This window comes from Ureibacillus sp. GCM10028918 (assembly GCF_042666115.1).
GTDB lineage: Bacteria > Bacillota > Bacilli > Bacillales_A > Planococcaceae > Ureibacillus.
Window position 1 is genome coordinate 20,005 of record NZ_JBHTFK010000031.1, and the last position, 9,004, is coordinate 29,008.

The window sequence follows — 9,004 nt, forward strand, 5'->3', positions numbered from 1 at the left end:
GTTTATAAATTTGATAAAATGAACTAAATGACTAAATTCGATTGTTTATAAATTGATTGATGAAAGCAGGTGCAAAAGGTTGGGAAGAATTATTGCCGTTACAAACCAAAAAGGTGGAGTAGGGAAAACTACAACATCTGTAAATCTGAGCGCTTGTCTTGCTTATTTAGGGAAAAAAGTTCTATTAATAGACACTGATCCACAAGGTAATGCTACAAGTGGTGTTGGTATAAATAAAGGTGAAATTCAAAGTTGTATCTATGATGTTTTAATTGATGATGAAGAAGTTGCAAATGTCATTCAATCATCGAAAGTTGAAAATTTAGATGTAGTACCCGCAACAATCTCTCTTGCCGGGGCAGAAATTGAACTTGTTTCAACGATTTCTCGTGAAGTTCGATTAAAACATGCCCTACAAAATGTGAAAAAACAATATGATTATATTATTATCGATTGTCCTCCTTCATTAGGATTGTTAACGATCAATGCTTTAACTGCATCTGATGCTGTCATTATTCCAGTACAATGTGAATATTACGCCCTGGAAGGGTTAAGTCAATTACTATCGACTGTTCGTCTTGTTCAAAAACATTTAAATCAAGAATTATATATTGATGGTGTTCTATTAACTATGCTTGATGCACGTACAAATCTAGGCTTACAAGTGATTGAGGAAGTAAAAAAATACTTCCAGGATAAGGTATATAAAACAATTATCCCGCGCAATGTTCGTTTAAGTGAGGCTCCAAGTCATGGTGAACCAATCATTATCTATGATCCAAAATCAAGAGGTGCGGAAGTCTATTTAGAGTTAGCAAGGGAAGTGATTAAAAATGGCTAGAGGGTTAGGGAAAGGAATAGGGGCATTATTTCCAACAGAAACGTTAGAAAACTTACAACCTACTGAAGATCAAATTGAAAAAATTGACGTACAGAAACTTGTTGTTAATCCTTTTCAACCCCGAAAAAAGTTCGATAATGAAGCAATTGAAGAATTAGCTCAGTCCATTATTGAACATGGAATCATCCAGCCCATCGTGGTTAGAAGAAAAGGCAAAAAGTTTGAAATTGTTGTTGGAGAAAGACGTTTCAGGGCAGCAAAATTTGCCAATTTAAGTGAAATACCTGCTATCGTAAGAGATCTGACTGAAGACCAGATGATGGAGCTAGCCATTTTAGAAAATCTTCAACGCGAGGATTTAACACCTATTGAAGAAGCAGAAGCGTACCAAAGCTTAATAGAAAAACTTAATTTTACTCAAGAAGAACTTGCTAAACGTTTAGGGAAAAGCCGTCCATATATTACGAATCATCTTCGACTGTTAACATTACCGGAAGAAGTGCGTGATTTAGTAAATAGCGGCGAACTAACAATGGGTCATGGACGAACTTTATTAGGTTTAAAGAATAAACGAAGAATACCTGAAGTAGCTGAAAAAGTGATTAAGCACGGGCTAAATGTCCGCCAATTAGAGGCTTTAATTAAACAATTGAATGAAGAGGTTTCACGTGAAACAGAAAAACCTGTCAATAAGGATATTTTTGTTCAGGCTACTGAAACGCAATTACGGGAATACTTCGGAACAAATGTACAAATAAGGAAATCCAAGAATAAAGGGAAAATTGAAATAGAATTTTATTCAGAGGATGATTTAGAGCGTATTTTGGAAATATTACAACTAGAAGAATAGAAAAGTTGTGAGCGCCAAGTAAAGGCGCTCTTTTTTCTAAGACTAAGAAGAGGTAAAAAATGGTACTACTTGGGTCAATTATAAATGCTTTATTAATCATTATAGGATCAACAATTGGTCGTATTCTAAAGGGATTACCAGAAAAAATGAAAACGACTGTATTATCAATCATCGGTCTTGCTGTTGCTGTTTTAGGAATTCAGATGGGGATGGAGACTACTAATTTCGTTATAGTCATTATTAGTCTTGTTGTAGGTGCAGTAATTGGTGAATGGTTCGATTTAGACAATCAATTATTTCGCTTGGGAAAATGGCTTGAAACAAAAATCGGGAAACAAACGTCAGAAAGTAGTATAGCGGAAGGGTTTATTAATGCCACACTATTTTTTGTTATTGGTTCAATGGGAATTCTGGGTTCATTGGATAGTGGTATTCGAAATGATCATTCAGTTTTAATAACAAAGGGGATTATCGATGGATTTACCGCGATAGTCTTATCATCAACCCTAGGAATAGGTGTAATGTTAGCTGCAATCCCCGTACTTTTATATCAAGGCACTATTACCCTTCTGGCAGGTGTAATTAGCAAATACATACCTGAAGCTGCATTAAATTTATTCATTCAAGAAATGACGGCTACAGGTGGTATCATGATTATGGCAATTGGATTAAATATTGCTGGCTTAACTAAGATTCGAGTAGCCAATTTGTTGCCTGGAATTGTGATAGTCGCTATTGTCGTTATGTTCATTTTTCTTTTTCAATAAATGACGTTGCCAGGCAAGCAGTAAAGCGCGGGCGATTTTGTTGCCCATCGAATACGTCACATTTAAGCGAGTATTTTGTAAAACAAGCATTTCCATAAAGCCTCCAACATTGACGATTCCTTTAATTGAAATGTCACCGATTGGAGGTAATTCTTTTTTTACAGCCTTACCAGGAAACAAGGGGCCATCTTGCAGAACAATATGGCCTACATTTCGTTCGCTCCCTAAACAAGCATCGATGGCAACAATATATGGAGTAATAGGCTTTTCCTTTATTTCTTCTATTGTCGATGTTAAATTGATGGCATGTAATGGACTTTCAAGCGTTCCAATTACTTCGAATGGGAATGAATGAAAACTTGATAAAAAGCTGCCTGTTAAAGGGCCGAGAGAATCACCAGTTGAACGATCTGTTCCTATACAACAAAAAATTAATTGTTCGTGGTCAAAAGGAATATGATTTAAAAATAAATCACTTAATTGCCAAAGTGCACCTGTCTGTTCATGATGTACATATGAATTTAAAGGGACTTTTGAGATTTTCTGCATAAGCAATTCCCGCTTTCTTTAGAATTGGTAATAATATTTCTTTTATGGTAAAAATTGAACTATATTGTAATCAAGTATATTCAAATAACTGGTTACTTATACAAGGAGTGGAAAAATGGCAACGGAAGTAATAGGGGAACAAGTGGAAGTACAAGTGAAGGAAGTCACTAAGATGTCAGAAAAGATATGGGATTACTTTACAAGCGAAGAATTATGGACTTTTGTTATAACTGCTTCAGTAAAGATAGTTGCAATCCTTTTGGTATCTTATTTAGTTATTTTTATAGGTAAAAGAGTCATTACAAGAGTGCTTACTTTGAAGGTGAAAACACCTATCAATCAAAATGAGCGAAGACAGCAAACAATCATCAAACTATTACATAGCACTTTGAGCTATCTAGTTTATTTTTCTGCGATAATTGCCATTCTATCTGCTGTTAAAATTAACATCGGCGGGTTACTTGCTGGGGCAGGGATTGCCGGGTTAGCGATTGGCTTCGGTGCACAAAGCTTAGTCAAAGATATTATTACTGGATTCTTTATTATCTTAGAGGATCAGTTTGGTATAGGGGATTATATACGTTTAAATAACGCTGAGGGGACAGTAACAGAGATTGGATTACGTACAACTAAAATCTTAGGAACAACTGGAGAGCAATATATTATTCCAAATGGCCAAATCTTAGATGTCGTAAACTTCTCGGTCAATAACTCCAAAGCAATTATTGATATGCAAGTAGCAATTGATGCAGATATAGAAAAAGTTGAAAAGCTAGTATCTGCTTATTTAAAAACATTACCTCCAAATTATGAGGAATTAATCGATGTGCCAGCGTTTTTAGGTGTACAAAATGTTGTGGGAACAGAAGTGACCATTCGAATTATTGCAGAAACAAAACCTTTGCAGCATTACGGAATCGCTCGTGTCATAAGACGTGATGTAAAAGAAATTCTGGAAAGAAACGGAATTCCAATGGCATATCCTAAAATGATGCTTTATGATCGAGGGAGTAAAGAGTCAGGGGGAGAAGGAGTATAATGGAGCCAAAAGTATTTGAGTTGAATGATGTAGTTGAAATGAAAAAACAGCATCCATGTGGAACAAATGCATGGAAAATAATCCGATTGGGCGCAGATATCCGGATTAAGTGCCAAGGCTGTGGCCATAGCGTGATGATACCTCGTCGTGAATTTGATAAGAAAATGAAAAAGGTATTAGAAAGAGCAAATGAAGAGTAAATTCTTAGCGTATTAGACTTTTTTCTCACTTATCCATATAATAAACAATGGTTTCATATTATTTAGTTCTATATTTAATACTACTTTAAACGTAATAAAAAACTAGAAGAGAAATAGAAAGGTCGTGTCAACTCACATGTCGCTAACAGCTGGTATCGTAGGTTTACCGAACGTAGGTAAGTCTACATTATTCAATGCAATTACAAAAGCAGGTGCATTAGCTGCAAACTACCCATTCGCAACAATTGATCCGAACGTAGGAGTAGTAGAAGTTCCTGATGCACGTTTAGATAAATTAACTGAATTAGTAGAACCTAAGAAAACAGTCCCAACCGCTTTCGAATTTACTGATATTGCAGGGATTGTAAAAGGCGCATCCAAAGGGGAAGGTTTAGGAAATAAATTCTTATCCCACATCCGTGAAGTAGACGCAATCTGCCAAGTAGTTCGTTGTTTTGAGGATGAAAATATTACTCACGTTTCGGGTTCTGTTAATCCGATTGATGATATTGAAGTCATCAATTTAGAGTTAATATTGGCGGATATGGAATCTGTAGACAAACGTCTTCTACGTGTAGGCAAAATGGCCAAGCAGAAAGATAAAGAAGCGTTAATCGAAGAGCCAATTTTAGTTAAACTAAAAGATGCATTAGAAAAAGAAAAGCCAGCACGATCTGTTGATTTATCAGAGGATGAATTAAAAGTAATTAAAGGCTTACACCTTTTAACGATCAAACCTATGCTTTATGTAGCAAACGTTTCCGAAGATGAAGTTGCTGATGCAGCGAACAATAAATATGTACAACAAGTACGTGAATTTGCAGATGCAGAAGGTGCTCAAGTCATTACAATCTGTGCAAAAATTGAAGAAGAAATTTCAGAATTAGATGACGAAGAAAAAACGATGTTCCTTGAAGAGTTGGGAATTGAAGAGTCTGGTTTAGACCAATTAATTCGTGCTTCATATGATTTATTAGGTTTAGCAACATACTTCACTGCTGGTGTACAAGAAGTACGCGCCTGGACTTTCCGTAAAGGTATGAAAGCACCACAATGTGCAGGTGTGATTCACTCTGATTTTGAACGTGGATTTATTCGTGCAGAAACAGTAGCTTATGAAGACCTAGTTGAAGCTGGCTCAATGGCAGCTGCCAAAGAAGCTGGTAAGGTACGTTTAGAGGGGAAAGAATACATTGTACAAGATGGCGATGTAATGCTATTCCGCTTCAACGTTTAATTTAAAAAATTGTCCCAAATAAAAACAGACGTCCAATTCAAATTAGGACGTCTGTTTTTCATTATCTTGATAAACATATACACTAAAATCCTCGGGAATATCTTGTACTAGACAGTCGTCTGGAAATTTCTGAAGCTTACTAATACCAATAAAATTTGCTAGTCCACCTGCAATAAAGGAGGCACTTGCAAGTAATAAAGGATAACTTCCTATGGCAAAGCCAAGAGCTAATGGAATGATTCCCGTGATTGAAAAAGAAGTTAAAAAAACAGATTGATAATGTCCATTTTTAATTTTCTTCGATGTTTTAGAGTAGATTAAGCCTTTTTCTAGATGAATGGACAGAGAGATGGACTCGCGAGCAACTTTACATCGGTAACGATAGCCTAATATATTTAATAACTCATTGGCAATAACTAATAGCAGCGAGACAATTAAGTAAATAGCCACACCCAAGATAAACCTCAGTATGCTAAATGAAAATTCCGGTTGTAAAAAATAATTTAGACCAGCAAATAAAATACTTAAAACAATAGTTAAAATGATTGTTTGCTTAACTACCTTTTGTTCATCTATTGTGACGACTTTTACGTTGTTGGACATAGTAACTTTAACCCCTTCCGTCATATACATACAATCTTGGTAGTTCTGGATCATCTTTTACAAGAGAGGTACCTGGAAATCTACGTAACTCTTTATACATATAAAAGTCACCAACTGCACCTGCAATAAGGAAAGCTCCTAATAACACGAGCATATTTGATTGAATCATGAATCCGATAATGGCAGGTATCACACCAGTTGTCCAAAATGGCAACATTAATGATTTTTTCATGGCTTTGTTCAATAATGGCTGAGTTGTAGTTGCATAAGCAACCCCTAATTTTAAATTTATACCATAGTCTAATTGATTAAATTTTACTTTCCCAAAAACCATAAAACCTATTAAATGAAAAACTTCATGAAGTGCAATGAGTCCGATGTATGACACTGAGAATAGAAGAACATCCCAAAATGAAATGGAACCTGAAAACTGCTGGTGGATAAGACCATTGGCAAATAAAAAAACTCCGCTTAAGGCAAAAGTTAACCAAATGTTCATTTTCGAAATTTTTTTCATATCAAGTTTTATGATTTTAGGCTCTAAGTCTTGTGGCATTTTTTCACTTCCCTTATATGTAATCATTATAAAGTTTTCAAAACTGAATTTGCACTGTTAAAAAAATATTCTAGGTTTATCGTTAAAATAACATAAGGAATTGATACATTTAATAAAATATTATGTTTTTCATAATTACTATTATCTTTGTTGCATATAGGTTTGAAGTGTGCTACAATTCAATGATGTGAGTATATATTACTTACTCCTTGCTCCCGTACTGTCGGAGAGCCCAAGTCCATAAGGAGGTGCAAAATAGATGAAAAAGTATGAAGTAATGTACATCGTTCGTCCAAACATTGAAGACGACGCGAAAAAAGCATTAGTAGAACGCTTCAATGAAGTTTTAACTTCAAACGGCGCTGAAATCATCGAGTCTAAAGATTGGGGCAAACGCCGCTTAGCTTATGAAATCAACGACTTCCGTGAAGGTTACTACCAAATCGTAAAAGCTAACGCTGGTACTGAAGCTATCAACGAATTCACTCGTTTAGCTAACATCAGCGAAGACATTATCCGTCACATGGCTGTTCGTGAAGAAGCATAATTAACATTTAAACTTAACAAGAATCGCTGAAAAAAGGAGGTTGAAATTGTGATAAACCGTGTCGTATTAGTTGGAAGACTTACGAAAGATCCAGAACTTCGTTATACACCAAGTGGCGTTCCTATGACTCGTTTTACAGTTGCTGTAAATAGAACATTTTCGAACCAACAAGGTGATCGCGAAGCAGACTTCATCGGATGTATTGCTTGGAGAAAACAAGCCGAAAACTTAGCAAACTTCATGAAAAAAGGAAGTTTGATTGGTGTGGAAGGCCGTATTCAAACAGGTAGCTTTGAGGGTCAAGATGGTAAACGTGTTTATACTACAGATGTTGTAGCGGATGCTGTGCAATTCTTGGAACCGCGTAATAACACTGGCGGTGGTGGAATGCCAAATCAACAGTATGGAGGGCAACCACAATATGGAGGCAACCAACCTTCATATGGTACAAGCCAACCAAACCAACAATTTGGCGGCGGCAACATGGACCAAGATCCATTTGCTCCTTCTTACCAACAATCTCAGCCTTCTGTTAATCAGCAAAATTATACACGTGTAGATGAGGATCCTTTCGCATCAAGCAAAGGACCAATCGAAGTTTCTGAGGACGATCTACCATTCTAATTTGAAATTAGACAATAAGATCGCTGCTTAGGGAACTAAAAACTAATAAAGGAGGAATATCGAAATGGCACAACGTCGCGGAGGCCGCAAACGCCGTAAAGTTTGTTACTTCACTTCAAACAACATTACTACAATCGACTATAAAGATGTAGATTTACTTAAAAAGTTCATTTCTGAGCGTGGGAAAATTTTACCACGTCGCGTAACTGGTACAAGTGCAAAATACCAACGCAAATTAACTACAGCTATTAAACGTTCTCGTATTATGGCTCTTCTTCCATTCGTAGCGGAAGAAAAATAAGATATCTGTATAAAGTACAACAAGGGTGATGAACCCATGTTGTACTTTTTTGTTATTGAAGCAGGTTTGAAAAGGTATGGAAAACTCATATAATAAAAAATGGTTACCCAAACAAATATAAGAGTAACCAAATGAAGCTAAAACTGTACGTTCAGTTAAGATAACAATGTTACGTTATGGAACCTTCTTTTTTATCTTTTGATAGGAACCATCCAGCTGCAGCAATGATGATTAATACACCATAGAAGAATAGCTTCCATTCCTTAGAATGTGCAAATTCATAGGAAATCACATTGATATCAGGATGTCCTAGTGTCAGTACAGCCAACTTAACACCTACCCAACCTACGATGGCAAAAGCTGCTATCTCAAGTCCCGGTCTAGACTGAAGTAATTTTACAAATAGGTTTGCAGCAAAACGCATAATGATCAATCCAATTAACCCACCTGCAAAAATAATAAGGAATTTACCACCATCCATACCACCAATCTGCGGTAGAGGGGTAGCGGGAAGAGTCATGGCAAGGGCTACAGCCGCTAAAATAGAGTCAATCGCAAAAGCAATATCAGCTAACTCAACCTTAATTACAGTTCCCCAAAAACCTGATTTTTTCTTCTGTTTTTCCTTCGTATCGTTTTTCCGTTTGGAGACCAGTTTTCTAATTATATGGTTTATGGAGATAAAGAGAAGATATAGAGCACCAAGTGCCTGTATCTGCCAGACATCGACAAGGAAAGAAATGATAAATAGAGAAGCGAAACGGAAAATAAAAGCTCCTGCTAACCTGAACTGCGCCCTAAATTTTGGACAGTTTAATAAAAGCAACCTTGCTATTTAAGCAGCGATTAGATGATTCCGGTATTCTACCGGAGTCATCTTTTTTAAATTC

At 36.1% G+C, this 9,004-nt stretch carries 13 protein-coding genes; 9 read left to right on the top strand and 4 right to left on the bottom strand.

Translation table 11 applies throughout. The features are described 5' to 3' along the window. The first annotated feature begins 79 nt into the window (after positions 1-79). From ACFQU5_RS16070 to ACFQU5_RS16080, 3 genes are read left to right on the top strand one after another with little or no spacing between them, the layout of a single operon-like run. Entirely contained in the window at positions 80-841 is a 762-nt protein-coding gene (locus ACFQU5_RS16070) for a ParA family protein (RefSeq protein WP_390289973.1), read from the top strand. Beyond that, a complete protein-coding gene (locus ACFQU5_RS16075) occupies positions 834-1,691 on the top strand; it encodes a ParB/RepB/Spo0J family partition protein (RefSeq protein WP_390289976.1) in 858 nt (285 codons plus the stop codon). The genes ACFQU5_RS16070 and ACFQU5_RS16075 overlap by 8 nt, the downstream gene beginning before the upstream one ends. Before the next feature lie 59 nt (positions 1,692-1,750). Then, on the top strand, positions 1,751-2,458 hold the full coding sequence (locus tag ACFQU5_RS16080; RefSeq protein WP_390289979.1) for a DUF554 domain-containing protein: 708 nt from the start codon (positions 1,751-1,753) through the stop codon (positions 2,456-2,458). On the opposite strand, the gene yyaC is transcribed toward ACFQU5_RS16080, so the two are convergent. Then, complete coding sequence (gene yyaC, locus ACFQU5_RS16085; protein WP_390289982.1) at positions 2,375-3,007, bottom strand: spore protease YyaC; 633 nt, start codon at positions 3,005-3,007, stop codon at positions 2,375-2,377. The genes ACFQU5_RS16080 and yyaC overlap by 84 nt on opposite strands. A gap of 115 nt (positions 3,008-3,122) precedes the next feature. Here yyaC and ACFQU5_RS16090 point away from each other — a divergent pair, with 115 nt between their 5' ends. The 3 genes from ACFQU5_RS16090 to ychF all read left to right on the top strand — a co-directional run bounded on the left by ACFQU5_RS16090 (position 3,123) and on the right by ychF (position 5,483). After that, positions 3,123-4,046 carry a mechanosensitive ion channel family protein gene (locus ACFQU5_RS16090; RefSeq protein ID WP_390289985.1) on the top strand — a complete coding sequence of 308 codons (924 nt, stop codon included), beginning with the start codon at positions 3,123-3,125 and terminating at the stop codon, positions 4,044-4,046. Continuing rightward, positions 4,046-4,246 (top strand): DUF951 domain-containing protein, encoded by a 201-nt coding sequence (locus ACFQU5_RS16095; protein ID WP_390289988.1) that lies wholly within the window; start codon positions 4,046-4,048, stop codon positions 4,244-4,246. The genes ACFQU5_RS16090 and ACFQU5_RS16095 overlap by 1 nt, the downstream gene beginning before the upstream one ends. A gap of 136 nt (positions 4,247-4,382) precedes the next feature. Continuing rightward, the gene (ychF, locus tag ACFQU5_RS16100; RefSeq protein WP_390289991.1) at positions 4,383-5,483 is read left to right on the top strand and encodes a redox-regulated ATPase YchF; all 1,101 of its coding nucleotides are present in this window, start codon (positions 4,383-4,385) and stop codon (positions 5,481-5,483) included. 42 nt (positions 5,484-5,525) lie between these two features. On the opposite strand, the gene ACFQU5_RS16105 is transcribed toward ychF, so the two are convergent. Next, positions 5,526-6,086, bottom strand: coding sequence for a metalloprotease family protein (locus ACFQU5_RS16105; protein WP_390289994.1), 561 nt, complete (start codon positions 6,084-6,086; stop codon positions 5,526-5,528). Positions 6,087-6,093: 7 nt separating this feature from the next. After that, on the bottom strand, positions 6,094-6,642 hold the full coding sequence (locus ACFQU5_RS16110; RefSeq protein WP_390289997.1) for a DUF3267 domain-containing protein: 549 nt from the start codon (positions 6,640-6,642) through the stop codon (positions 6,094-6,096). A gap of 259 nt (positions 6,643-6,901) precedes the next feature. Between ACFQU5_RS16110 and rpsF the strand changes: the two genes are divergently transcribed. From rpsF to rpsR, 3 genes are all read left to right on the top strand, one after another. Further along, a complete protein-coding gene (gene rpsF, locus ACFQU5_RS16115; RefSeq protein ID WP_390290000.1) occupies positions 6,902-7,189 on the top strand; it encodes a 30S ribosomal protein S6 in 288 nt (95 codons plus the stop codon). A gap of 48 nt (positions 7,190-7,237) precedes the next feature. Next, complete coding sequence (gene ssb, locus ACFQU5_RS16120) at positions 7,238-7,813, top strand: single-stranded DNA-binding protein (protein ID WP_390290003.1); 576 nt, start codon at positions 7,238-7,240, stop codon at positions 7,811-7,813. A gap of 64 nt (positions 7,814-7,877) precedes the next feature. Further along, positions 7,878-8,114 carry a 30S ribosomal protein S18 gene (gene rpsR, locus ACFQU5_RS16125; RefSeq protein WP_107932043.1) on the top strand — a complete coding sequence of 79 codons (237 nt, stop codon included), beginning with the start codon at positions 7,878-7,880 and terminating at the stop codon, positions 8,112-8,114. A 169-nt stretch (positions 8,115-8,283) separates the two neighbouring features. On the opposite strand, the gene ACFQU5_RS16130 is transcribed toward rpsR, so the two are convergent. After that, a complete protein-coding gene (locus tag ACFQU5_RS16130; RefSeq protein ID WP_390290007.1) occupies positions 8,284-8,940 on the bottom strand; it encodes a TerC family protein in 657 nt (218 codons plus the stop codon). Positions 8,941-9,004: the final 64 nt, after the last annotated feature.

Excerpts from the sequence above, each read along its gene's own strand:
- ACFQU5_RS16110 (WP_390289997.1), bottom strand. The coding sequence starts at position 6,642 with ATGCCACAAGACTTAGAGCCTAAAATCATAAAACTTGATATGAAAAAA.
- rpsR (WP_107932043.1), top strand. The coding sequence starts at position 7,878 with ATGGCACAACGTCGCGGAGGCCGCAAACGCCGTAAAGTTTGTTACTTC.
- ACFQU5_RS16090 (WP_390289985.1), top strand. The coding sequence starts at position 3,123 with ATGGCAACGGAAGTAATAGGGGAACAAGTGGAAGTACAAGTGAAGGAA.
- ychF (WP_390289991.1), top strand. The coding sequence starts at position 4,383 with ATGTCGCTAACAGCTGGTATCGTAGGTTTACCGAACGTAGGTAAGTCT.
- ACFQU5_RS16075 (WP_390289976.1), top strand. The coding sequence starts at position 834 with ATGGCTAGAGGGTTAGGGAAAGGAATAGGGGCATTATTTCCAACAGAA.
- ACFQU5_RS16080 (WP_390289979.1), top strand. The coding sequence starts at position 1,751 with ATGGTACTACTTGGGTCAATTATAAATGCTTTATTAATCATTATAGGA.
- yyaC (WP_390289982.1), bottom strand. The coding sequence starts at position 3,007 with ATGCAGAAAATCTCAAAAGTCCCTTTAAATTCATATGTACATCATGAA.
- ACFQU5_RS16095 (WP_390289988.1), top strand. The coding sequence starts at position 4,046 with ATGGAGCCAAAAGTATTTGAGTTGAATGATGTAGTTGAAATGAAAAAA.
- rpsF (WP_390290000.1), top strand. The coding sequence starts at position 6,902 with ATGAAAAAGTATGAAGTAATGTACATCGTTCGTCCAAACATTGAAGAC.
- ACFQU5_RS16105 (WP_390289994.1), bottom strand. The coding sequence starts at position 6,086 with ATGTCCAACAACGTAAAAGTCGTCACAATAGATGAACAAAAGGTAGTT.